13 protein-coding genes are annotated in these 24,344 nt (G+C 70.7%); 4 read left to right on the top strand and 9 right to left on the bottom strand.

Going from position 1 to position 24,344, the window contains the following annotated elements:
• Window positions 1-4: 4 nt before the first annotated feature.
• A complete protein-coding gene (locus ACUTAG_RS04425; protein WP_024069748.1) occupies window positions 5-523 on the bottom strand; it encodes a CinA family protein in 519 nt (172 codons plus the stop codon).
• Between the two features lie 210 nt (window positions 524-733).
• Between ACUTAG_RS04425 and ku the strand changes: the two genes are divergently transcribed.
• From ku to nadS, 4 genes are all read left to right on the top strand, one after another.
• Complete coding sequence (ku, locus tag ACUTAG_RS04420) at window positions 734-1,687, top strand: non-homologous end joining protein Ku (RefSeq protein ID WP_076467831.1); 954 nt, start codon at window positions 734-736, stop codon at window positions 1,685-1,687.
• Window positions 1,688-1,689: 2 nt separating this feature from the next.
• Window positions 1,690-4,314, top strand: coding sequence for a DNA ligase D (gene ligD / locus ACUTAG_RS04415; protein WP_148318546.1), 2,625 nt, complete (start codon window positions 1,690-1,692; stop codon window positions 4,312-4,314).
• A gap of 171 nt (window positions 4,315-4,485) precedes the next feature.
• Window positions 4,486-4,797: a type II toxin-antitoxin system RelE/ParE family toxin gene (locus ACUTAG_RS04410; RefSeq protein ID WP_026383296.1), complete on the top strand. Its 312-nt coding sequence runs from the start codon at window positions 4,486-4,488 to the stop codon at window positions 4,795-4,797.
• Window position 4,798: 1 nt separating this feature from the next.
• Complete coding sequence (nadS, locus tag ACUTAG_RS04405; protein WP_047991369.1) at window positions 4,799-5,119, top strand: NadS family protein; 321 nt, start codon at window positions 4,799-4,801, stop codon at window positions 5,117-5,119.
• Window positions 5,120-5,198: 79 nt separating this feature from the next.
• Here nadS and ACUTAG_RS04400 read toward each other — a convergent pair whose 3' ends face one another.
• From ACUTAG_RS04400 to ACUTAG_RS04365, 8 genes are all read right to left on the bottom strand, one after another.
• Window positions 5,199-6,644 (bottom strand): amino acid permease, encoded by a 1,446-nt coding sequence (locus ACUTAG_RS04400; protein ID WP_148318668.1) that lies wholly within the window; start codon window positions 6,642-6,644, stop codon window positions 5,199-5,201.
• Between the two features lie 181 nt (window positions 6,645-6,825).
• Window positions 6,826-9,522, bottom strand: coding sequence for a malto-oligosyltrehalose synthase (gene treY / locus ACUTAG_RS04395; protein ID WP_148318547.1), 2,697 nt, complete (start codon window positions 9,520-9,522; stop codon window positions 6,826-6,828).
• On the bottom strand, window positions 9,519-11,636 hold the full coding sequence (gene malQ / locus ACUTAG_RS04390) for a 4-alpha-glucanotransferase (RefSeq protein ID WP_148318549.1): 2,118 nt from the start codon (window positions 11,634-11,636) through the stop codon (window positions 9,519-9,521). Before malQ ends, treY begins: the two co-directional genes overlap by 4 nt.
• The gene (gene treZ, locus ACUTAG_RS04385) at window positions 11,633-13,426 is read right to left on the bottom strand and encodes a malto-oligosyltrehalose trehalohydrolase (RefSeq protein ID WP_020928734.1); all 1,794 of its coding nucleotides are present in this window, start codon (window positions 13,424-13,426) and stop codon (window positions 11,633-11,635) included. The genes malQ and treZ overlap by 4 nt, the downstream gene beginning before the upstream one ends.
• Window positions 13,423-15,534, bottom strand: a complete 2,112-nt coding sequence (gene glgX, locus ACUTAG_RS04380; protein ID WP_437257458.1) for a glycogen debranching protein GlgX — start codon at window positions 15,532-15,534, stop codon at window positions 13,423-13,425. The genes treZ and glgX overlap by 4 nt, the downstream gene beginning before the upstream one ends.
• A 2-nt stretch (window positions 15,535-15,536) precedes the next feature.
• Window positions 15,537-17,753, bottom strand: a complete 2,217-nt coding sequence (glgB, locus tag ACUTAG_RS04375; protein ID WP_446650007.1) for a 1,4-alpha-glucan branching protein GlgB — start codon at window positions 17,751-17,753, stop codon at window positions 15,537-15,539.
• Window positions 17,750-21,115 (bottom strand): maltose alpha-D-glucosyltransferase, encoded by a 3,366-nt coding sequence (treS, locus tag ACUTAG_RS04370; protein WP_446650006.1) that lies wholly within the window; start codon window positions 21,113-21,115, stop codon window positions 17,750-17,752. The genes glgB and treS overlap by 4 nt, the downstream gene beginning before the upstream one ends.
• Before the next feature lie 22 nt (window positions 21,116-21,137).
• Entirely contained in the window at window positions 21,138-24,335 is a 3,198-nt protein-coding gene (locus tag ACUTAG_RS04365; protein WP_446650005.1) for a maltotransferase domain-containing protein, read from the bottom strand.
• Window positions 24,336-24,344: the final 9 nt, after the last annotated feature.

Here is a 24,344-nt window from a genome sequence, read left to right as displayed (position 1 = left end):
GCCGTCATGCGCCGCGGCCTTTCGGCCGGGCCGCATGATGCCGCAGGAAGTGCTCGACGATGCCTTGCAGCGCGAATTCGGCGCTGGCCTGGCGGATCTGGTTGCGGCTGCCGCTGAACTGGCGTGTCGCGGTGTAGACGATGGGGCTGGCGTCGGCCGGTCCCGTCTTGAAGACCCAGGCGTAGCACTGCGTGCCGGCGGGAATGCGGTCGTCGGTGGCGTCGGTGACGCCGGTGTTGGCGACCGCGACGTTGGCGGGGCTCTTGCGGGCCGCGCCCAGCGCCATGTCGCGCGCCACGGCTTCGCTGGTGAGGTTGTGGCGCGCCAGCGTCGATTGCGGCACGCCCAGGCAGCGCCGCTTGGCCGCCACCGAGTACACCACGAAGGCGCAGTCGAGCAGGCCGCCCGCGCCGGGAATGTCGGCCAGGGTGGCCGCGATCAGCCCGGCGGTGCAGGACTCCGCGGTGACCAGGGTCAATTGGTGTTCGTGCATGAACAGGGCGACGCGCTCGATGGTGTTCATCCGCAGGCTTCCACAGGCGATGCCGGCGGGCGCAGCAATTGGCGTGCCGGCGGGGCCGGCCGGGCCAATGCCGCGCGGGCACGCCAATTGCTGCGAAGCTCGCTTATGCTGGTGCCTGGGGCGTGCGCGGCAGCCACGATCCCTGGCATGCAGGCGGTCAACCGATACAGTGGACGGGGCGGCAATGGCGCCCCGCGGGAGAGCGGCATCATGGCGACGCGAACCATCTGGAAAGGGGCGATTTCATTCGGGCTGGTGCATATCCCGGTGGGGCTGCACACGGCGACGACTGAATCGGGCGTGGATTTCGACTGGCTCGACAAGCGTTCGATGGACCCGGTCGGCTACAAGCGCATCAACAAGCGCACCGGCAAGGAAATCGACAAGGACAATATCGTCAAGGGCGTGGAATACGAGGACGGCCAGTACGTCATCATTTCCCCGGACGAGATCGCCGAGGCCTACCCGCGCACCACGCAGACCATCGAGATCCAGCAGTTCGTGGATGCCGGCGAGGTGTCGTTCGTGTACCTGGAGCGGCCCTATTACGTGGCGCCGATCAACAAGGGCCAGAAGGTGTATGCCTTGCTGCGCGACACGCTGGCCAAGGCCGGCAAGATCGGCATCGCCAAGGTGGTGATCCAGACCAAGCAGCACCTGGCCGCGCTCATTCCGTCGGGCGATGCGCTGGTGCTGAACCTGATGCGCTGGGGCGACGAGGTCAAGTCCACCGAGGACCTGGACCTGCCCAAGGCGGGCGCCAAGGCCTTCGCGCCCAGCGCCAGCGAGCTGAAGATGGCGCGCATGCTGGTGGACGACATGTCGGGCCAGTGGGATCCGGAACAGTACAAGGACGAATTCAAGGCCGCGGTCATGGACCTGGTGGCCCGCAAGGTCAAGGCCGGCAAGACCGAGACGGTGATCGAGCCGCGGGAGGAAACGCCCGCCTATGCCGATAATGTCATCGACCTGACCGAACTGCTGCAACGCAGCCTGAAGGGACGCTCCTCCGGGAAGGCCGCGAACGGGGCGGGGAATGGAACGGGCAATTCGACGGCCAAGGGCAAGGCCGCGGCGAAGAAGACCGCGAAGAAGGCAGCCGCCCGGCCGGCGAAGAAGAAAGCGGCGGGCGCCAAGGCGGCCAAGACCCGCAAGGCGGCGTGACCATGGCCGATACCCTGGCGAAGTACCGCGCCAAGCGCAATTTCAATGTGACGTCGGAGCCGGCCGAAGGCGGCCAGGCCAACGAGGCGGCGCGCGCCTTCGTGATCCAGAAGCACTGGGCCAGCCGCCTGCACTACGACTTCCGGCTGGAACTGGATGGCGCCATGAAGAGCTGGGCCGTGCCCAAGGGGCCCAGCTATGACCCGTCGGTCAAGCGCATGGCCGTGCAGGTGGAGGACCATCCCATTGCCTACAATCGCTTTGAGGGTGAGATCCCCAAGGGCCAGTACGGCGCCGGCAAGGTGATCATCTGGGACCGGGGCACCTGGGCGCCGGTGGGCGATCCGGCCGACGGCTACCGGCGCGGCCATCTCAAGTTCGACCTGCATGGCGTCAAGATGCGCGGACGCTGGGCGCTGATCCGCATGAAGGGCCGCGAGTCGGAAAAGCAGCCGCCCTGGCTGCTGGTCAAGGACCGCGACGAACACGCCCGCGCCGAAAGCGAATTCAGCGTGGTGGACGAGCAGCCCGACAGCGTGGCCACGCCGCCGCGGACGGGCGCGCGGGCCGTGCCCGCCGCGGCGCCCGGGGCGCGGCCGGATGCGGCCGCATCGCTGTCAGCATCGCCGTCATCGTCCGCGCCGCCGTCGTCGGACGCCGGGGCGGCGGGCCTGCCGGGCGAGGCTGCGCCCTTGCCGGAGCTGCTCAAGCCGCAATTGGCCACGCTGGTGGAAGGCGTGCCGCGCCAGGCCGGCGATGACTGGATCTACGAGATGAAGTTCGACGGCTACCGTCTGCTGGCGCGGCTGCGGGACGGCCAGGTGCGCCTGTACACGCGCAACGGCCATGACTGGGGGCCGAAGCTGCCGCACCTGGTGCGGGCGCTGCAGCGCCTGCCGCTGCCCGACGCCTGGATCGACGGCGAGATCGTGATGCTGGCCGACAACGGCGCGCCCAGCTTCCAGGCGCTGCAGAATGCCTTCGACGGCGAACGCACCGACGGCATTCTGTTCTACGCGTTCGACCTGCCCTACGTCACCGGCCGCGACCTGCGCCAGGAGCCGCTGCGCGTGCGCCGCGCGGTGCTGGCGCGGGTGATGGAGGCCGCCGGCGGCGATCCGCTGCGCTTTAGCGAAGCCTTCGACGCGGCGCCGGCGGACCTGGTGGCCTCGGCCTGCAAGATGGGGCTGGAGGGAATCATCGCCAAGCGCCTGTCGGCGCCCTACGTATCGCGCCGCAGCGACAGCTGGGTCAAGCTCAAGTGCGCCCGCCGGCAGGAATTCGTCATTGCCGGCTATACCGATCCCAAGGGCGCGCGGGTGGGGCTGGGCGCGCTGCTGCTGGCGTACCACGACGAGGACGGCGGGCTGGTCTACGCCGGCAAGGTCGGCACCGGCTTTGACGACATGGGCCTGGCGGCGCTGCAACGCCGCCTGAGCGCCCTGGAAACGGAGCGGCCCGCCGTCAAGGCGGCCGGCATTGGCCGCGGCGTCCATTGGGTGCGGCCCGAGCTGGTGGCGGAAGTGTCGTTCGGCGAATGGACCGCTTCGGGGCATGTGCGCCATCCCGTGTTCCGCGGCTTGCGCACCGACAAGCCGGCGCGGGCGATCACCAGGGAGGCGGCGATGGGGGCCGATACGATGCAGTCCGACAATGCGGCCGGCAAGGCCGGCAAAGCCAAGCCAGGCAAAGCCAAGCCCGGCAACGCCAGGACTGGCAAAGCCAAGGCGGGCAAGGCCAAGCCAGGCGCCGGCAAGCTGACCCACCCGGAACGCATCATCGATCCGTCCACGGGGCTGACCAAGCTGGACCTGGCGCGTTACGACGGGCTGGTGGCGCCGCTGCTGCTGCGGCACCTGAAGGACCGGCCCGTTTCCTTTCTGCGCGCCCCGTCCGGCCTGAAGGGCGAGTTCTTTTTCCAGAAGCACCTGGAGGCGCCGATGCCGGGCGTGCGGCCGCTGCCGCAGGAACTGGACCCGGATCATCCGCCCTTGATGGAGGTCCCGACGCCGCAGGCGATCATGTCGGCGGCGCAGATGAACGTGGTCGAGTTCCACACCTGGAACGCGGTGAAAAGCGCGATCGACAAGCCCGACCGCATGCTGTTCGACCTGGACCCGGGCGAAGGCGTGGCCTGGCCGTCGATGCAGCAGGCGGCGCGGCTGGTCCACGTGATGCTGCGCGAAATCGGTTTGCGCAGCTGGCTCAAGACCAGCGGCGGCAAGGGCCTGCACGTGGTGGTGCCGCTGCGCCGGCAATACGACTGGGACACGGTCAAGGCGTTCTCGCAGGCCATCGTGCAACACCTGGCGCGCACGCTGCCGCAGGTGTTCGTGGCCAAGAGCGGGCCGAAGAACCGCGTCGGTCGGATCTTCGCCGATTACCTGCGCAACGGCTTCGGCGCCACGACGGTGGCAGCCTGGTCGGCGCGCGCGCGGCCGGGCATGGGCGTGTCGGTGCCGCTGGCCTGGGACGAGCTGGACGAGGTCCGGGCCAGCGACCAGTGGACCATCGCCAACATCCACACGCGCCTGGATGTCGGCGACGCGCCCTGGGACGACTACACGCCGCAGGCGCTGGGCGCAGCCATGAAGGCAATGGATTTCAAGCCGGATTCGGGCGGGTAGGGCGCCTCGGCGCCCGGCATTTCACGACGCAGTGACGGAAACGACCTGCCGGGAAGGCCCCGCGCGAGCGCTCGCAGGGAAAGATTGTGGCAGTCTGGTGGAGTGATGAGGTGACATCCGCCTCGTGCTTGCATCGGATTTGAAAATACGTCATTGACGTATAAAATGGCAATGGAATTCATAGAAACACCGTTGTTCACCAAGCAGATCGCCACGCTGCTTTCCGACGACGAATATCGGGGCCTGCAGAATCTCCTGATTGAAGATCCTCAGCGTGGCGCGCTCCTCAAAGGTGGCGCAGGGATCCGCAAATTGCGCTATGGTCGGAAAGGATCGGGGAAAAGCGGTGGCATCCGTGCGATCTACTACTGGATGTCCCGGGACCACACGATCTACATGCTTCTCGCCTACCCCAAGTCACGCAAGGATGCGCTCTCTCCGGAAGAGACCGCCATCCTGGCCGCGAAAGTGAAGGAACTTTGATATGGGCAAGAAAATCCAGACAAATGCGGTGCAGCCGTCCGTGTTTGAAATGTTGAGCGAAAGCCTGGATCAGGCACGGGCGATTCGCAGGGGACAGCTGGCGCCCGGACGCGTCACCAAGCTGGAGCCCATCGATGTTCGCGCAATCCGCGAACGCGTCCAGATGTCGCAAGCCGATTTTGCTGCAGCCATCCACGTCAGTAAGCGTACGCTTCAGAATTGGGAACAACGACACAGAAGTCCCACCGGCCCCGCTATCGCTTTACTCAGAATCGTCGAGCGCGCGCCCGATTTGGCGGTCAAGGTGTTGCAGTCGGCCTAGGTCCCGCAGATATGGCGCGCCCCGACCCCATTGACCGGCGCCGGGGCCGGTCAATGGGCCGGGGATTGGGGCTGGCGGCCTACTCGGCTCCCGCCGGCGCCAGTTCCGCTTCGGCCCGGGCGCGCGTGCCGATGCCGAACACCTGCGCGACGATGCCCATGGCGACGATGACGGCCGCCAGGATCGAGGTGTAGACCACTTCGTTGCGGTAGGTGCCTTCGATCACCATGGTGACGAGCGCTGCGACAATGCAGACGATCACCGCGTACGTCAGCCACGGGAACAGCCACATCCTGAACTCCAGCCTCACGCCGCGCGCCTGCAGGCGCTGGCGCATGCGCAGCTGCGAGAAGGCGATGGCCAGGTAGACGAACAGCGCGATGGTGCCCGTGGCCTGCATCAGGACGTCATAGACGTCCATCTTCGAGGTGGCCATCATCCAGACCGCGGCGAAGGCGAACAGGCTGGAGATGAGCACGCCCACATACGGCGTGCCGGTCTTGCGTCCGGTGATCTGCATGACGCGGTGGGCGTCGCCGCGCCGGGCGAGCGAATAGAGCATGCGCGAGGCGGTGTACAGCGCCGAATTGAAGCAGCTGCATACCGAGGTCAGCACGATGAAGTTGACGATGAGTTGCGCGTGCGGGATGCCCAGCGCGTCGAGCGCGACGTTGTAGGTGCCCTGGGTCGGCTGCGTGAGGCCCGGCGCGTTGTACGGCACCAGGCAGACCACGATGAAGATCGACCCCACGTAGAACAGGCAGATGCGCCACACCACCGAGCGCGTGGTCTTGATGATCTCGCGGCCCGGGTCGGCCGATTCGGCGGCGGCCACGGTGACGATCTCGGCGCCGATGAAGGCGAACATCACGCCCAGCAGGGCCACCACCACGGACTTCGGGCCGTTGGGCATGAAGCCCTGGCTGGTCAGGTGGCTCCATCCCTTGGCGTCGCCCCACGGCCACAGGTGCGCCAGCGCCAGGCTGCCCATGACCAGGAACAGCACGATGGCCACCACCTTGACGAGCGCGAACCAGAATTCGAATTCGCCGTAGTTGCGCACGTTCAGGAAGTTGACGACCAGCAGCGACACGGTCACCAGGAGCGCATAGCCCCAGGCCGGCACCAGCGGGAACCAGCCGTGCAGGATCTGCCCGGCGACGTAGGCCTCCCAGCCCATCAGCAGGGCCCAGAAGTACCAGTAGAGCCAGCCGATGGTGAAGCCCGCCCAGCGTCCGATGGCGCGATCGGCATAGGTCGAGAACGAGCCGGTGTCCGGCTGCGCCACCGCCATCTCGCCCAGCATGCGCATGGCCAGGATGACCAGTATGCCGCCGCCGACATAGGCCAGGATGACGGCGGGGCCGGCCAGGGCGATCTGCTTGCCGGAGCCGACGAACAGCGCCGCGCCGATCACGCCGGCGATGGACATCATCGTGAGGTGGCGGGATTTCAGGCCGCCCTTGAGTTCGGTATTGGGGGTGTTTGCCAACTGTCTTCTCCTCTCCGGATGCGCGGGGGCCATGGCGCGTCCGCCATCGGAATGGAAAAGAGGCATGTCCCCTGCCGGTTTATCGCTTTTGGGCGCACTGCTTCGGGCGTATCGCGCCCGGCACTGCGCCTACGAGCATACGCCCGGCGGGGGCGTCGTTGCCATTCATGCCATGTCCTGTTGCAAGTGCGAGCATCTGTTGCGTGGACAGGGGTTACTTTGCAATCACGCATAACGCGACGGGGCTATCGCGCAGCAGGTCGGCCAGGTCCCAGGCCGTATCGGCATGCCGCGACGACAGCAGCTCCAGCAGCGGGCGCGGCATATCGTCCGGCGGCAGCAGGCGAGTGCCGGACCAATGGGCGCTGGCCGTCGCGGCGTCGGCCCGCGCATAGCCGGCGATCGCCGTGGCGCACAGGCGCGGCACGACGACCAGCATGGCCTGGTCCTCATGGCGCCGCAGGAAGGCCAGCACATGTTGCGCGCGCGGTCCCTGCGCGGCAACGGCTTGCAGCGTGCCGTCGCGCAATAGCGCGGGATGGCGCGCGCGCAGGGCCAGCGCGCGCTGGATCAGCGCCTGCTTGACCGCGCCGCTGCGCCATGCGGCGGCGCCGGTGTCGATGGCGGCGTCGCCGCGTGGCGCGGCGGCCAGCAGGGCCGCGCGCCCGGCATAGTCGACCGGCCGGCGATTGTCGGGATCGACCAGGCTGAAATCCCACAGGTCGGCGCCCTGGTACAGGTCGGGCACGCCGGGCAGGGTATTGCGCAGCAGGGTCTGGGCCAGGCTGTTGATCAGCCCGGCGGGCGCCAGCCGCAGCGCATAGGCGGCGATCTCGCGCAACAGCGCCTGGCCGTCGGTAGTCGTCGACAGGGCGTCGAGCGCTTGCGCGGCGGCGTCTTCATAGGGGGCGTCGGGCGCGGTCCAGCGCGTGTGCAACTTGGCCTCGCGCAGGGCCTTCACCTGCCACTGCGCCACGCGCGCCAGGTAGGCGCCGACCGCGTCGGGACGGGCGGCGATATCATCGGGCGCAAGGTCGAGCGGCCAGGCGCCGACCAGCGTCTGCAGCAACAGATAGCGGTCGGCGCGCGTGGGCATGCCGTCGCGGGCGGGCAGGCGTTCGATCCAGTCGCGGGCGGTGGCGATCCAGTCCTGCGGGATTTCGCTCAGCGCCGCCAGGCGGCAGCGGCTGTCTTCGCCGCGTTTGTGGTCGTGGGTGGCGGTGGCCAGCATGGCGTCGGGATGGCTGGCGGCCCGCGCGGTGCAGGCGTCGAGAAAGGCTTCGGGCTGCAGCGCGAAGCGCGCGGGACTGGCGCCAACCTCGTTGCGCGAGAGCAGCGGGCCGTAGCGGTAGAACAGCGTGTCTTCCAGCGCCTTGGCGGCCAGCGGCGGCGTCAGCTGCTGGAAGTGGCGCAGGGCGCGGGCGCGCGCGTTGCGCACGGCGTTGGCCGCGTTCTCGTCCTGGGGCTGGCCGGGCGCGCCGTCCAGCCATTGGTCCAGCAGGCGCAGCAGGCGGTCGTCGGGGCTGCCGGGGGCGGCCCCCAGCGCGCTGCCGGCGGCGGCCCGCGCCGCGCGCCAATGGCTCGCGTCGGCGCCGCCGCGCCCGCCGTCCTCCGCGTAGCTGCGGTACGCGGGAAACGCCGCCAGCAAGGCCGTCACGGCGCGATCGATCGCCGGCGCGGCCCAGTCGCGGGTGCGCAGGTCCAGGCGCGCCACGCGCGTCAGCGCGCGTACCAGCACCAGCCGTTCGGCGGCGAAGTGGCGCGCCAGCATGAGTTCGCGGGCGCCGCGCAGCTGCGCCGACGGCGTCCGGGTGTCGCCGCTCAGGGCCTGCCAGAATTGCGCCAGCGGTTCACGCGCGGCCGGCGCGTGCAGCAGCGCGCCGACCTGGTCCATGAAGTCATAGCCGGTGGTGCCGTCGGTCGCCCAGCGCGGGTCGATGCGCTCGTCATCGGCCAGGATCTTTTCCACGACCAGATAGGGTTCGGTGGCCAGGCCGGCCTGCGCGCGCGCCGGCGCCGCCTGGGCCAGCGCCGCGCGCAACCGGCGCAGGTAGGCGCCCGGCGCGGCCAGGCCGTCGATGTGGTCGATACGCAGCCCGTCGAGCAGGCCTTCGCGGTACAGGCGCAGGGGCAGGGCGTGCACGGCGTCGAATACGACGTCGTCCTCGACCCGCACGCCAACCAGCTCGTGGATTTCGAAGAAGCGCCGCCAGTTGATCTGGTCGGGCGCGGTGCGCCACCAGGCCAGGCGGTAATGCTGGCGTTCCAGCAACTGGTGCAGGCGGCGCCGGCCGGGCATTGTGTCCGGCGCATGCGCGGCGCACGTGCGCGCGGGGCTTTGCACCGGCAAGGGCGCTTCGGCCAGGGGATAGCGCTGGCCGCCCACCACGATGGTGTAACCCTGGGCGCGGTCGTGCGCCAGGACGATGGCGCCGGCATCCAGGCATTCGCCGTACGGATCGGGCAGCACCGGCAGCAATACCTTGCCGCGCAGGGCGGGGTCGGGGGCGCGCCAGTCGATGTCGAAGCAGCGCGAATGGGGGCTGCGTTCGCCGTAGCGCAGCACGTCGGCCCACCAGGGGTTGGAGACGTCGGCGGCCATGTGGTTGGGCACGATGTCGGCGATCAATCCCATGCCGTGGGCGCGGGCCTCGTCCGCCAGGCGCCGAAGGGCGGCCTCGCCGCCCAGTTCCGGGCTGACCTGGCCATGGTCGATGACATCGTAGCCGTGGGTCGAGCCGGCGCGCGCGCGCGTGATGGGCGACAGGTACAGGTGGCTGATGCCCAGGTCGGCCAGGTAGGCGACCTGGTCGCGCGCGTCGTCCAGGGTGTAGCCGGCATGCAGCTGCAGGCGGGCGGTGGCGCGCGGGCGCAAGGGCGCGCGCGTGGCGGACGGGTTGGCGTCGTTCATGGCTTGCGCCCTCTCAGGGACCGTAGCGGCGCCAGCCGTTCGCGCGCGGCGGGCGCCTCCAGGCAATCGGCGGCGGCCAGCGGCTGGCGCTGGCGCCAGTTGGGATGGCGGCTGTCGGCGCCCGGCAGATTGGGCTGGTCGACCATGCCGGTGGCGTCTTCCAGCGGCACCAGGGCCAAGGGGCACGGCGCCGCCGCCACATAGGCCAGCAGCGTAGCCGCAGGGACCTGTTCCGGCGCGGGTTCGGGCGGCTGGTGGGCATGCGCGCGCACGGCCTGCCACAAGCTTTCGCGATCGGCGGCGCGCGCGGCGCGCAGGTCGGCCGCGCTTTCCTGCGGGCTCAGAAGATCGAGGTCCGCGCGCCAGTCGATGTCGCGGCCGCGCCACCAGCCTTCCAGCGTGGGCAGGTCATGGGTCGTGGTCATGGCGGCGGCCTGCGCGGGCCAGGCGCCCGGCGCCGTGAACGCGGCGGGCGAGCGCGCCGCGGACGCTTCGCGCATGAACCACAGCACGTCCATGCCCAGCAGGCCGTGTTCGCGCAGCGCGTCGTCGAAGCCCTCGGGCACGGTGCCCAGGTTCTCGCCGATCATCAGCGCCCGGTGGCGCCAGGCTTCCAGCGCCGTCAGGCGCAGCAGCGTGCGCAGCGGATAACGCAGATAGGCGCCGTCGGCCGCCGCCGCCCCGTCCGGAATCAGCCACAGGCGCGCCATGCCCAGGATATGGTCGATGCGCAGTCCGCCCGCCTGCGCCAGGCCGGCGCGCAACAGGGCAATGAAGGCGGCGTAGCCCGATTCCCGCAGCGCCTGGGGCGACAGGGCGGTCAGGCCCCAGGCCTGGCCCAAGGGGTTGTGGATATCGGGCGGGGCGCCCACGCCGGCGCGCCGCATCAGGTCGGCCTGGTGACTCCAGGCGTGGCTGCCGGCGGGGCTGGCGCCGATCGCCAGGTCCGCTATCAAGCCGATGCGCATGCCGGCGCCACGGGCTGCCTGCTGCGCCTGCGACAGGCTGACGGCGGCCAGCCATTGCGTGAATTGATGAAAATCCAGTTCACCCGCCTGCGCCTGGGCGAAGCCGCGGGTCTCGTTCGAGCGCGGGTCGCGCAGCCCGTCGGGCCAGGCGGTCCAGCTGCGCGGCGCGCCGGGCAGTTGCGCAAGGTTCTCGTGCAACGCCTCGAACAGCGCGTGGTCGCGCAGGTCCTGGCCGCCGGCGCGGCAGAATGCCTGCAGCGCCTGGCGCTGGTCCGCGGTGGCGGTCTGCTGGAAACCGCGGTGCAACTCGCGCAACAGCCGCTGGCGCGCCCGCGCGGCCTGGGGCCAATCGATCAGGTCGCGTTGTTCCAGCGCGTGCAGCGCCTGTTGCGCCGCCGGCCCCATGCGCGCAAGCGCCGCGCGCACGGCCTCGGCGCCGAGCACGGCGGCGGGATCGGCGTACAGCGTATTCAGGAACAGCCGGCTGGAGGGCGAGTAGGGGCTGTATTGGCCGGGGTCGGCGGCAAACATGGCATGCACCGGACTCATGGCCAGCGCGTCGGCGCCTGCCGCGCCGGCGCTGATGGCCAGGTCGCGCAGGGCGCCGAAGTCGCCGAAGCCGTGGGTCGCCTGGACGGGATCGGCGGCCTGCCGCCGCAGGCTGTAGACCTGCGCGGCCAGGCCCCATGCGCGCGGCTCGGGTTCGTCCAGCAACAGGGAGGGCGGCGGCGCGCTGGCCGGCGCCACCGCCAGGGTGGTGACGCCGCCCGGCAGCGCCAGCGTGTAGTAGCCGGGCACCGTGGGCAGGAGGAGTTCTGGCATGCCGGCCGCGTCCGGGGTGGTGTGGCCGGCCAGGGCGCGGGCATGCGCGGCGCTGATTTCGTAGGCGCCGGCGCAGGCGGGCGGCAGCCGCAGCCTGCCCCCGGCTACCGCGACCATCATCGCGGGCAGCCGGGCCTGGCTGCGGGCCGCGGCCAGCCGCGCGTGGCTGTCGCGGATATCGGCCTCGCTGTCGGCGGGCAGGTCCATCGCGCGCAGCAGGGCGCGCAAGGTGTCAGGCGCGACCGCGCGCGGCTGCTGGCGGGCGTCGGTCCAATGCTCGGCCAGGCCGGCGGCCATGGCCAGCGCCGAGAGCGTGGCGCTCATGCGGCATCCTCCAGCAGGTACACCGCGCTGTCGCCGCACACGCTGCCCGTGGCCAGCGCGGCACGGGCGCCGGGTAATGATTCGAACAGCAGGTCGGAAAAATCCCCGGTGGGCGCCAACGATGACGGCAGGGGTTCGGGCGCTGCGCCCAGGTTGGCGTACAGCGTCAACACCGCGCCATCGCCCAGGCGCCAGCGGGCATGCACGCCGCGTTCGCCTAGTGCCAGCGCGCCCAGGCTGGCGGCGCCGCGCAGGCGCGGGGTCAGCGCGCGCTGGCGCAAATGCAGCAGCGCGCGATAGTAGGTGAGCCAGGTCTTGGCGTCATCGTCCTGTTCCGTAGTCCAGGGCTGGCTGCGCGCGTAGGTGGCGGGATCATCGGGATCGGGCAGCGTGGCGGCGTCGGGGCCGCTGAATTCGGCAAAGGACGAGAACTCGCGCCGCCGGCCCTCGCGCACCGCTTGCGCCAGGGCCGGATCCGTGTGGCTGGTGAAATACAGGAACGGCGATTCGCTGCCGATTTCCTCGCCCATGAAGATCAGCGGGATTTGGGGCGACAGCAATTGCAGCGCCACCGCCGCGCGCAGCCGGTCGGCCGACGGCACCAGCCGGGTCAGGCGGTCGCCGTGGGCGCGGTTGCCGGTCTGGTCGTGGTTCTGCAGGAACAGGACGAAGGCCGTGGGCGGCAGATGGGCGCTGGGTTCACCGCGCGGCCGGCCGCCGCGGTGGGCGCTGGGCTGGCCTTGATAGAGCCAGCCCTGTTCCAGGCAGCGCGCCAGCGCCTCGGATGGCTGCGCCGCATAGTCGGCGTAGTAGCCTTGGGACTCGCCGGTCAGCAGGTGATGCAGGACATGGTGCGCGTCGTCGTTCCATTGCGCGTCGTAGCCCGCCTGCAGTAGCGACGCGCGATTGTCGTCGTTCTCCAGCACCAGGTGGACGTGGCGTCCGGGCAACTGGCCGCGCACGTGCTGCGCCAGTTCCTCCAGCCAGCCATGGCCGGCGATGGCGTGCACCGCGTCCAGCCGCAGGCCGTCGAAACGGTACTCGCCGAGCCAGTGCAGGGCATTCTCGGCGAAATAGCGGCGCACCGCCGCCTGGCGAAAATCGATGGCCGCGCCCCAGGGGGTTTGGATATCGTCGCGAAAGAATGGCGCGGCGTAGCTGGCCAGGAAATTGCCATCCGGGCCGAAGTGGTTGTAGACCACGTCCAGCATGACGCCCATGCCCAGACCATGGGCGCTGTCGATCAGCGCCTTCAGGTCGTCGGGAGAGCCGTAGGCGGTGTCGGGCGCATAGGGCAGGACGCCGTCGTAGCCCCAGTTGCGGGGGCCGGGGAAGTCCGCCAGCGGCATCAGTTCGAGCAGGGTGACGCCCAGTTCGGCCAGCGCCGGCAGGCGCTGGCGCAGGCCGGCGTAGCCGCCCGCCAGCCCGGCGTGGACTTCGTACAGCACGGTCTCTTCCCATGGCCGCCCGCGCCAGCCCGGATGCCGCCAGGGGTAGGCGTCGGCGCCGGTGACGATGCTGGCGCCGTGCACGTCGTCCTGCTGCAGGCGCGAGGCGGGATCCGGCACCAGGGTGCCGTCGCCGAGACGATAGCGGTAGCGCGTGCCGGCGCCGCAATCGACGTCCACCTGGGCGTAGCCTTGCGCGTCGGGGTGCAGCGCGATGGGCGCGCGTCCCTCGATCACCAGCGCCAGCCCGGGCGCGGCCGTCGGCGCCCACAGGCGAAAGCGGGTGCGGCCGTCGGGCAAGGGCAGGGCGCCGAAGGAGAAAGGTTCGGGCCAGGCGCTCATGATGCTTGTCCGGGGACGGGCGCGGCGGCCAGCAGCAGCAGGCTTTGGGCCTGCACCGTGACTTCGGCGCCATGGACCGGAGCCGCCGCGGCCGGCGCGGACGAGTCCAGTTCGCGTATCCAGGCCAGCGTCGGCGACGGCAGGGTGAACGGCTGCGCTTCGCTGCCCGGATTGAGCAGCAGCAGCGTGACGTCGGCGCTGCCGTCCTCGCGCAGGGCGGCGCGCCGCAGGGCCATGGCCTTGGCGCCGGCGTCCTCCCAGGATGCCGGTTCGATGGGGTGGCCGTCGGGGTTGAACCAGTCGATGGCGGCCACGCCCGGACAGATCTCGCGCGCGGCATCGCCGTAGCGGGCCGCGCGCAGCGCCGGGTGGCCGCGCCGCAGCGCCAGCGCGCGCGCCACCATCTGGCTCAAGGCGCGGCCTTCATCGCTTTGGGCCTGCGTCCAGTCCAGCCAGGACAGCGGGTTGTCCTGGCAGTAGGCGTTGTTGTTGCCGTCCTGGCTGTTGCCGAATTCGTCGCCGGCCAGCAGCATCGGGGTGCCATCGGACAGGCACAGCGTCGCCAGCAGCGCGCGCTGCACGCGGGCGCGGCGCTCCAGCACCGCTTCATCGGTGCTCGGGCCTTCCTCGCCCCAGTTGCTGCTGTAGTTCTCGGGATGGCCGTCGTCGCCGTTTTCGCCGTTGGCCTCGTTGTGCCGGCCGTCGTAGCTGACCACGTCGCGCACGGTGAAGCCGTCGTGCGAGGCCACGAAATTGACGCTGGCCCAGGGGCGGCGGTGGCGGCGGTCGAATACATCGCGCGAACCGGTCAGCCGGGCCGCCATGTCGCCGCGCTGGCCGTCGTCCCCGCGCCAGTAGCGCCGCACCGTATCGCGGTAGCGATCGTTCCATTCGGCGAAGCCGGGCGGATGGTTGCCCAGCTGATAGCCGTCCGGGCCGATGTCCCACGGCTCGGAAATGAGCTTGGCATGCGCCAGCTCCGGGTCCTGCAGCAGGGCGTCGAAGAAGCCCGAGCCGGGATCGAAGCCGGTGCCTTCCCGCCCCAGGGTGACGCCCAGGTCGAAGCGGAAGCCGTCCACGCCGTAGGAACGCACCCAGTAGCGCAGCGAGTCGGTCACCATCTGCAGCACCCGGGGGTGCGACAGGTTGACCGTATTGCCGCAGCCGGTGTCGTTGATGTAGTGGCGTTCCTCGCCCGGAACCAGGCGGTAGTAGCTGGCATTGTCCAGGCCGCGCCAGGACAGCGTGGGGCCCAGCTCGTTGCCTTCGCAGGTATGGTTGTAGACCACGTCCAGGATGACCTCCAGGCCGGCCGCGTGCAGCCGCCGGATGGCCTGGCGCAGGTCGTTGGGCCCGTGCTGTAGATAGGAGGGTTCGGGCGCGAAGAACGACAGCGTGTTGTAGCCCCAATAGTTGCGCAGTCCGCGTTCGAGCAGGAAGCGGTCCTGCAGGAACGCGTGCACCGGCAGCAGTTCGACGGCGGTGACGCCCAGGCGTTGCAGGTGCTCGATGAAGCGGGGATCGGCCAGCGCGGCGCTGGTGCCGCGCAGCGGCTGGCGCAGGTCCTCGCGCTGCATCGAGGCGCCGCGCAGGTGGACTTCGTAGATGACGCTGTCGCTCCAGCCGGTGCGCGGGGGCTTGCTGTTGCCCCAGTTGAAGGGCAGGTCCTCGGCGACCACCGCCTTGGGCATGGCGGGCGCGCTGTCGCGCCGGTCCATCGTCAGGTCGGCGCGGGCGTGGTTCAGGCGGTAGCCGAACAGCGCGTCGCTCCAGTTCACGGGGCCGGTCAGCTGGCGCGCGTACGGGTCCAGCAGCAGCTTGTGCGGATTGAAGCGATGGCCGTTGCGCGGGTCGTACGGGCCGTGGGCCCGCAAACCGTAGACCAGCCCGGGCTGGGCGTCGGGCAGGTAGCCGTGCCAGATCTCGTCGGTGCACTCCGGCAGGTCGAAGCGGCGCAGTTCCTTGCGGCCGCGGCTGTCGAACACGCACACCTCGATGCGCGTGGCGTTGGCCGAGAAAACGGCGAAGTTCACGCCCAGGCCATCGCTGACGGCGCCGAGCGGATAGGGCTGGCCGGCGGTCATGCGGGTCAACAGAGAGGGATCCATGGTCATTCGTCTCGATGCAGGAAGTAAAGGGTGGATAGCGGCGGCAGCGTCAGCAGCAGCGACTGGGCATGGCCATGCGCCGGCTCGGCGCGCGCCTGCGCCCGGCCAAGATTGCCGGCGCCGGTGCCGCCGTAGCTGCCGGCGTCGGTGTTCAGGATCTCGTCCCAGCGCCCGCCCAGCGGCACGCCGACACGGTAGGCGGCGCGCGCCACCGGCGTGAAGTTGCTGACCGCCAGCACCTGCGCGGCGCCGTCCGTGCGCAGAAAGGCGACCACGCTGTTGTCGGCGTCATCCAGCACGACCCAGGCAAAGCCGGCGGGATCGGCTTCACGGGCATGCAGCGCGGGCTGGGAGCGGTACAGGCGATTGAGGTCGCCGACCAGTCGTTGGATGCCCTTGCGGGCCGGATCGTCCAGCAGGTTCCAGTCGAGCGGAGCGTCATGGTTCCATTCGGCGGCCTGCGCGATCTCGCCGCCCATGAACAGCAGTTTCTTGCCGGGGTGGGCCCACATGTAGCCCAGGTAGGCGCGCAAATTGGCGAAGCGGGCGGTGACGTCGCCCGGCATCTTGTTCAGCAGCGATCCCTTGCCGTGCACCACTTCATCGTGCGACAGCGGCAGGACGTAGCGCTCGGCATAGGCATAGACCATGCTGAAGGTCAGCTCGCCGTGGTGGTACTTGCGGTGCACCGGGTCTTCGGCGAGGTAGCGCAGCGTGTCGTGCATCCAGCCCATGTTCCACTTGTAGTGGAAGCCCAGGCCGCCGTCCGCCACCGGCGCGGTGACCCCGGGCCAGGCGGTGGATTCCTCGGCGATCATCATGGCGTCGGGCACCTCGTCGCGCACGGCCTGGTTGAGGCCGCGCAGGAAGTCGACGGCCTCCAGGTTCTCGCGGCCGCCGTGGCGGTTCGGAATCCATTCGCCGGGACGGCGGCTGTAGTCGCGGTACAGCATCGACGCCACCGCGTCCACCCGCAGGCCGTCGACGTGGAACCGCCGCAGCCAGTGCAGCGCGCTGGCGATCATGAAGGCGCGGACTTCGGTCCGGCCCAGGTTGTAGACCAATGTGTGCCAGTCGGGGTGGTAGCCTTCGCGCGGGTCGTCGTACTCGTAGAGCGCGGTGCCGTCAAAGCGGGCCAATCCATGCGCGTCATCGGGGAAGTGGGCCGGCACCCAGTCCAGGATCACGCCGATGCCGGCCGCGTGGCAGCGGTCGACGAAGTGCGCGAATGCCGCCGGCGGGCCGAAGCGCGCGCTGGGCGCGAACAACCCCAGCGGCTGATAGCCCCAGGATCCGCCGAACGGGTGTTCCATGATGGGCATCAGCTCAATGTGCGAAAAACCCATCGAGGAGGCATAGGCGGGCAGTTTGTCGGCCAGTTGCCGCCACGGGCAGCCGCCGTCCGGCGCCAGCCAGGAGCCCGCGTGGACTTCATAGATGGCGATGGGGGCGCCGGGCGCATGGCGTTCGCCGCGCGCCCGCATCCAGTCGTCGTCGGTCCAGGGATAGGGGGCGGCCGCATCCACGATCGAGGCGGTGGCCGGGGGCGGTTCGGCGCGGCGGGCGTGCGGATCGGCCTTGAAGCGGACCGCGCCGGTGGCGTCGGTGATTGCGAATTTGTAGCGCGCGCCGGCCGCGACGCCCGGCACGAACAGTTCCCATACGCCGGCCTCGTGGCGCAGGCGCATGCCGTGGCGCCGCGGATCCCAGCTGTTGAAGTCGCCCACCAGCGCCACGCGCCGCGCGTTCGGCGCCCAGACGGCGCAGCGCACCCCGTCCACGCCGTCGACGCTGGCGGGCCGCACGCCAAGCCACGCCAGCGCGGCCCGCCAGTCACCGTCGCGCAGGCCCTGCAGCGCCTCGGCGGGCAGCAGAGGCCCGAACGCGTACGTGTCGGCGACATGCTGGCGCGCGTCCGGCCATTCGATGTCCAGTTGGTAGGAATGCCCGGCGCCGGCCCGGGCCGGCCCGGCCGGCCCGCTGAACAGGCCATCGCCCTCGTCGGCCAGCGGGAAGCGGGCGCCATCGGGGGCGACCACGGTCACCGAGCGCGCGCCGGGCAGCAGCGCGCGCACACCGCCGTCATGCGGCCCGAGCACGGCGAACGGGTCGTCATGGGCGCCGGTCAGCAGCGCGGCGCGCTGCGCCGCGTCCAGGGCGGCCGGCGCGGGATGCGGGGATGCGGCGCTGGCGCGCGGGGCGTGGTTGCGGCGGCTCATGGCGTCGGGTCCTCGGCGTCGATCGCCGCGTTCTGCACCAGCGCATGCGCCAGGCCGGACAGCGCGCACAGCGGAATGGAGATCCAGTCGGGGCGGTGGCCGGCCTCGTAGCCGATCTCGTAGGCGGCCTTTTCCAGTTGGGCCAGTTGCAGCAGGGTGCGCCAGGCCGGCGACGGCGCGGCTCCGGCTTCCTCGTAGCCCTGCAGGAAGGCCTCGGTGGCGCGGGCGCGAAAGCGCGCCAGCAACGCATCGCGCAACTGCGCCGGCGAATTCGCGGTGGCGACGTTTTCCATCGGCGCCGCGTTGGCGTCGGTGGGGGCGCCGCCCAGCGGATCGTGGCGCGCCACGGCGGCGGCCGCGTAGTCGAACGACCGCAGCATGCCGGCCACGTCCTTGGCGGGCGAGGCCAGTTGCCGGCGCAGGGACAGCGGCTGGTCGGGTTCGCCCTCGAAGTCGATCAGGTAGGCATCGGTCTGCGCCACCAGCACCTGGCCCAGGTGCAGATCGCCATGGACGCGGATCAGCGGGCTGCCGGCGAGGGCCTGCGCCATGCGCTCGATCCGCGCCACCAGGCGGCCGTGGTGGTCGAACAGCCATTGGGCGCAGGCCCGCGAAGGTTCCTCCAGGCTGTCGACACAGGCGCGCAGCGCCTGGGCGGCCTGATCGAGCTGGCCCACGACGCGCGCGGCGAGGGCATCGGCCTCTTCCTGCGACGCGATGGCCGGGGCGAACGCCGGATCGTCGCTGGGCCGCGCCAGCACCTGGTGCAATTGCGCCAGGCGCCGGCCGATGGTGGCGGCCTGGGTGGCATAGCCTTCCAGGCTGGCTTCGAATTCCTCGGGGCTGTCGCCGCCCAGCAGCGCGGTGGCGAGCGTGCGCTTCAGGTAGTCCAGCGTCCAGTTCCAGGCGTCGCCTTCGTTGGCGATGTAGGCGTACAGCACCGCCAGCGTGCAGGGCACGCCCTCGCCGTCCACGCGTTGTATTTCGCCCAGCAGCGCGGGGATGTTGGCATAGCCCGCGCGGGTCAGGTGACGGCTCATCTCGACTTCCGCCGACAGCCCCGGCGGGGCATTGCGCAGCAGTTTCAGGATGGCCTTGCCGCCGATCACCACCGAACTGTTGGACTGCTCGCCGCTGATCCATTGCAGCGCCGGTTCGGCGTCCAGCGCCAGTTCCGTCATGCCGGGTTCGGGCAGGCTGCGGATCACGCCGGGCCGCTCGCCCGGCTTGCCGCCTTGCCGGCCATCCCATTCGCGGCCGTGGCGCAGGGCGTCGACCACCCCCAGCACGAAGCCGGGCTGCAGGAAGGCATCGGCCAGGATGCCGACTTCAGGGCCGCGCCGCACGCGCGCGATCGGGTACTGCACTTGCGCGGCCTCGTCCCAGACCAGCGCGAACGGGATCTGCACCCGCCGCGCGACCGCGGCGTCGGCGGGCTCGGCTTCGGCCCAGTAGTATTCGGTAGTGCCGGCGCCGAAGGATTCGGCCCGGCCGGCGCCGAAGGGCGTGGCGTAGGCCAGCGACGCCCGGGCGGGCGGCGTGGCGCCGGGGAACCAGCGCTGGCGCGCCAGGTATTCCGGCAGCACTTCGGTTTCCAGGGTCTGGCGCGAGCCATCCGTGAGGACGGCGTTGGTATGGCCGCGCAACACCAGCGTGGCCAGCTCCGGCATGCGTTCCGGCGCGCTCGCGTGCCAGCCGGGCGGCGCCGCCTCGGCGCTCAGGTCCATCCAGTAAAAGCCGTAGGGCGGCAGCGTCAGCAGGTAGGGCAGCTCGCCGATCGCGGGAAACGGCGTGCCGCCCAGCATCTCCACCGGCACGCGGCCGTTGAAGGCCTGCAGCGGCAGTTCTACCGGCTGGGCGGCGTTGGACAGGTTGGCCACGCACAGGATGGTGGTGTCGCGCCATTGCCGCAGGTAGGCCAGGATCTTGCGGTTGCCGGCCTGGATGAAGCGCAGCGTGCCGCGGCCGAAGGCGTGGGTCTGGCGGCGCTGCGCCAGCATGCGGCGCGTCCAGTTCAGCAGCGAGTGCGGGTCGCGCTGCTGGGCCTCGACGTTGACGGCCTCGTAGCCATACAGCGGCCCCATCAGCACCGGCAGCGGCAGCCGTTCGGGGTCGGCGCGCGAGAAGCCGCCGTTGCGGTCGGGCGACCATTGCATCGGCGTGCGCACGCCGTCGCGGTCGCCCAGGTGCACGTTGTCGCCCATCCCCAGTTCGTCGCCGTAGTACAGCACCGGCGTGCCGGGCATCGACAAGAGCAGGCTGTTCATCAGTTCGACCCGCCGCCGGTCGCGTTCCAGCAGCGGCGCCAGGCGGCGGCGGATGCCCAGGTTGATGCGGGCGCGCGGATCGGCCGCGTAGACGCTCCAGAGGTAGTCGCGTTCGCGGCTGGTGACCATCTCCAGCGTCAGTTCGTCGTGGTTGCGCAGGAAGATGGCCCACTGGCAGGTGGCGGGGATGTCGGGCGTCTGGCGGATGATGTCGGTGATGGGAAAGCGGTCTTCCTGCGCGATCGCCATGTACATGCGCGGCATCAGCGGGAAGTGGAACGACATGTGGCATTCGTCGCCATTGCCGAAATACTCCTGCGCGTCCTCGGGCCACTGGTTGGCCTCGGCCAGCAGCAGGCGGCCCGGATACTCGCTGTCGATGACGGCGCGGATGCGCTTGAGCACCTGGTGGGTCTCGGGCAGGTTCTCGTTGTTGGTGCCCTCGCGCTCGACCAGGTAGGGCACGGCGTCCAGCCGCAGCCCGTCCACGCCCATGTCCAGCCAGTGGCGCATCACCGCCAGCACTTCCTTGAGCACCTGCGGATTGTCGTAGTTCAGGTCGGGCTGGTGCGAGTAGAAGCGGTGCCAGAAGTAGGCGTTGGCCACCGGGTCCCAGGTCCAGTTGGACTTCTCGGTGTCGCAGAAGATCACGCGGGTGCCGGCATAGGCCTTGTCGTTGTCCGACCAAACGTAGAAATTGCGCGCCGCCGAGCCGGGCCGCGAGGTGCGCGCCCGCTGGAACCACGGATGCTGGTCGGAGGTATGGTTGACCACCAGCTCGGTGATGACGCGCAGGCCGCGCGCGTGGGCCGCGCGGATCAGCTTGCGCACGTCGGCGACGGTGCCGTAGTCGGGATGCACGCCGCGGTAGTCGGCGATGTCGTAGCCGTCGTCGCGCCGCGGCGAAGGGTAGAAGGGCAGCAGCCAGATCGTATCGACGCCCAGGTTGGCGATGTAGTCGAGCTTGGAAATCAGCCCGGGCAGGTCGCCCACGCCGTCGTCGTTGGAATCGAAGAACGACTTCACATGCAGTTGGTAGACCACCGCGTCCTTGTACCAAAGGCCGTCGTCCTGGGGGTGGGGTTGGCTGATCATGGGCATGGGCTCCCTGGCGGCGTCAGCCATGACGCGACAGCCGCCAGATGCGATAGGGTTGGTCGGGGGACAACGCCACCTCGCGCTCGCCGCGCCAGGTTTCGCGCTGGCCGGCCAGCAGGTCCTCGGCCACCAGGCCGTCCGGCCAGGGCGGCGCGAACAGCGCGTAGGGCGGCTCGACCCGGGCCGTCTGGGGATGGAACGGATCCAGGCTGATGGCCGCCAGCACCACGTTGCCGTTGCCCGGCGTGGCCTTGGCGAAGGCGATGACGCGGTCGTTGCCGCTTGCCGCCAGCGTCAGGCCGCGGTGGCTCTGCAGGGCGGGGTTGGCCTGGCGCAATTGGTTCAGGCGGGCGATGTCTGCGCGGATGTTGCCGGGCTGGCGCCAGTCGCGCTGGCGCAGCTCGTATTTTTCCGAATCCAGGTATTCCTCCTTGCCCGGCACCGGCGCGGCCTCGCACAGTTCGAAGCCGCTGTAGACGCCCCACAGGCCCGAGCCCAGCGCCGCCAAGGCCGCGCGGATCAGGAAGCCGGGACGGCCGCTGGTCTGCAGGAAGAGCGGATTGATGTCCGGCGTGTTGACGAAGAAGTGCGGGCGGAAGAAATCCGCGGCTGGCGCATGCGAGATCTCTTGCAGGTAGGCTTCGAGCTCGGCCTTGTCGTTGCGCCAGGTGAAGTAGGTGTACGACTGCGTGAATCCCACCTTGGCCAGCCGGTACATCATCTTGGGCCGGGTGAAGGCTTCGGACAGGAACAGCACGTCCGGATGGCGCGCATGGACTTCGGCGATCAGCCACTGCCAGAAGGGCAAGGGCTTGGTATGCGGGTTGTCGACGCGGAAGATGCGCACGCCGTGTCCCACCCAGAACAGCACGATGTCGCGCAGCGCGCGCCACAGCCCGAGCTTGCGGGCGCGCTTGGGCGCGGGGCCGTAGAACGCCACGTTGACGATGTCCTGGTACTTCTTCGGCGGATTCTCGGCATAGCGCAGCGATCCGTCGGGCCGCCACGAGAACCAGTCGGGATGCTGGCTCAGCCAGGGATGGTCGGGCGAGCACTGGATGGCGAAGTCCAGGGCCATTTCAAGGCCATGCCGCTCGGCCGCCCTGACCAGCCGCAGGAAGTCCGCCAGGGTGCCCAGGCGCGGTTCGATGGCGTCGTGGCCGCCGGCCGGCGAGCCGATGGCGTAAGGGCTGCCGACATCGTCCGGTCCGGCGCTCAGGCTGTTGTTGCGCCCTTTGCGGTTGGCCTGGCCGATGGGATGGATCGGCGGCAGGTAGAGCACGTCGAAGCCCATTTCGCGGATGTCGGGCAGGCGCGCGATGACGTCATCGAACGTGCCATGCCGGCCGGGCTCGGCCGCCTGCGAACGGGGAAACAGCTCATACCAGGCGGCGTGCACGGCCTGCGGCCGGTCGACCCAGACCGGGTAGATGGCGGACAGCGACTCGAACGGGCGGCTGTCCAGCGTCCGCATGGCCTGGGCCAGGGCGGGGCTGAGCAGCATCTCGATCTGGTCCGCATCGGGTTCGGCCTGGGCATCGCGCGCCGCGCAAAGCTTGAGCGCGCGCTTGATGAGGCCGGCGCCGGCGCCGGGCGGGGCGTCCTGCCCGCCGCGCTGGTCGGCCTCGCGCAGCAGTTGCAGGCCTTCCTCGCGCTCCAGCCGCAGGCTGGCGCCGGCGGCATGCTTGACCTCCAGCTCGTGCCGGTAGCTTTCCCAGGCGTCGTACCAGGCCGCGACCTGGAAGGCGTGGGGCCCGATCCGCCCTGGCCGGAAGGCGGCGTCCCAGCGGTCGTTGGCGGCCAGGGACATCGGCACGCTGTGCCAGGCGGGTTCGTCGTCGGCGCGCCAGCGCAGCTCGGCCGCCAGCCGGTCATGCCCGTCCATGAAGATGTCGGCCTGCACCCGGACCAGTTCGTGCACGCGACATTTGACGGCATGCGCGCCGGCGTCCACCGAGGGCGCGACCTGTTCGATGGCCACGCGCGCTTGCGCGCCGGCGTCATTGCGCAGCATGGCCGCGTTGCGCGGCGCGGCGCATACGGGCAGCGCCGCCGACACGTCGTAGCGGGCGCAGGCCGCGGGCGCCAGCGTGTCATCGGCCGGGGCGTCGTCGCGGGGCTTGATCGCGCCCGCGGGCAGCAGGCCGGCGGCTAGGTCCCAGTCGACGCGCGCGGCGCCCGTGTCGTCGGGATTGAGCGCCAGCAGCGCGGCGCCCTGGTCGCCGGTCGCGCGCAGCAGCAAGGTGGCGCCGCCGTCGCGGCCGACGACGATGCGCGGCGGGCCGGCGACATGCGCCTCGCGCAGCCAGGAGTTGACGCGGGCGGCGCCGGCCGCGCGGTCGAGGTCTCCGGCGAGCCAGCCGGCGGCGCAGAACGCCGCCGCCCAGCCCCGGCGGGTGTCGACGGCGGGGCGCTCCGACGCGTCCTCGTCCGGCTCCGGTTCGTCTCCCTCCAGGGCGCAGGTGGGGGCGATCACGGGCGCCACCGCATGCAGGCGCTCCAGTTCCTCGGCCAGCCACGGCGCGCGGTAGTCCCACCACGGCAGCGAGCAGAAGACCGCGTCGAAACCCGCGCCGCGCAGGCGTTCCAGCGCCGCGGGCGGCAGGCCCGGGGTCCATGCCAGGCAGCGCAGGTCGCCATTGAGCTGGCGCGACGGTTCGAACAATGCCCGCCAGGCGCGCGCATCGAGCATGGGCGGCGGCTGTACCACGTAGCCGGCCACGCCGCTGCGCGTCCAGCGCAGCAGGCGCGCCGCCCAGGCCTCGATGAAACCCGCGGGCGGGCCGTCGCGCAGCTGCCGCACGTCGTGCTCGCGCCAGGGCAGGCGCGGATCGCGCGCCGGGTCATCGACCGGGTCCTGGTACCAGGCGGCGGGGGCGGTGGCGCCATGGGCCTGGCGGGCCACCCGTTGCAACTCGAGCCGCAGCAGCAGCGCCAAGCCATGGTCCGCGGCGCTGCGGGCATCGCGCGCCAGCCGCGCCGGCAGCGGTTCGGTGCGCCCGTCCGGCGCCGCCGCCAGGTCGGCATCGACCGGGGCCAGCGAGCGCGCGCCGGGCGGGCAGAGCCAGGGAACCGGCACCAGCACCGCCGTGAAACCCTCGTGGCGCAAGCCGGCCAGCAGCGGCTCACGCGCCGCGGCCTCGGCCGGCAGGCCGGCGCGCGCGTAGTAGATGCGCGGCATGTGCGGGTTGCCGGACGAGGAGGAGGGGGCTGCCATGCGCGGCTC

It is taken from the genome of Achromobacter sp. CSND-B12, from assembly GCF_052906545.1.
The sequence above is the reverse complement of the archived record's forward strand: the minus strand, read 5'-3'. Positions and strand labels throughout refer to the sequence as shown.

Bases quoted from the DNA above. Each gene is read 5' to 3' on its own strand.
- ligD (WP_148318546.1), top strand. From the start codon at position 1,690: ATGGCCGATACCCTGGCGAAGTACCGCGCCAAGCGCAATTTCAATGTG.
- ku (WP_076467831.1), top strand. From the start codon at position 734: ATGGCGACGCGAACCATCTGGAAAGGGGCGATTTCATTCGGGCTGGTG.
- malQ (WP_148318549.1), bottom strand. From the start codon at position 11,636: ATGAGCGCCACGCTCTCGGCGCTGGCCATGGCCGCCGGCCTGGCCGAG.
- treY (WP_148318547.1), bottom strand. From the start codon at position 9,522: ATGAACGACGCCAACCCGTCCGCCACGCGCGCGCCCTTGCGCCCGCGC.
- nadS (WP_047991369.1), top strand. From the start codon at position 4,799: ATGGGCAAGAAAATCCAGACAAATGCGGTGCAGCCGTCCGTGTTTGAA.
- glgX (WP_437257458.1), bottom strand. From the start codon at position 15,534: ATGGATCCCTCTCTGTTGACCCGCATGACCGCCGGCCAGCCCTATCCG.
- ACUTAG_RS04425 (WP_024069748.1), bottom strand. From the start codon at position 523: ATGAACACCATCGAGCGCGTCGCCCTGTTCATGCACGAACACCAATTG.
- ACUTAG_RS04410 (WP_026383296.1), top strand. From the start codon at position 4,486: ATGGAATTCATAGAAACACCGTTGTTCACCAAGCAGATCGCCACGCTG.
- treZ (WP_020928734.1), bottom strand. From the start codon at position 13,426: ATGAGCGCCTGGCCCGAACCTTTCTCCTTCGGCGCCCTGCCCTTGCCC.
- glgB (WP_446650007.1), bottom strand. From the start codon at position 17,753: ATGAGCCGCCGCAACCACGCCCCGCGCGCCAGCGCCGCATCCCCGCAT.
- ACUTAG_RS04400 (WP_148318668.1), bottom strand. From the start codon at position 6,644: ATGGCCCCCGCGCATCCGGAGAGGAGAAGACAGTTGGCAAACACCCCC.
- ACUTAG_RS04365 (WP_446650005.1), bottom strand. From the start codon at position 24,335: ATGGCAGCCCCCTCCTCCTCGTCCGGCAACCCGCACATGCCGCGCATC.
- treS (WP_446650006.1), bottom strand. From the start codon at position 21,115: ATGATCAGCCAACCCCACCCCCAGGACGACGGCCTTTGGTACAAGGAC.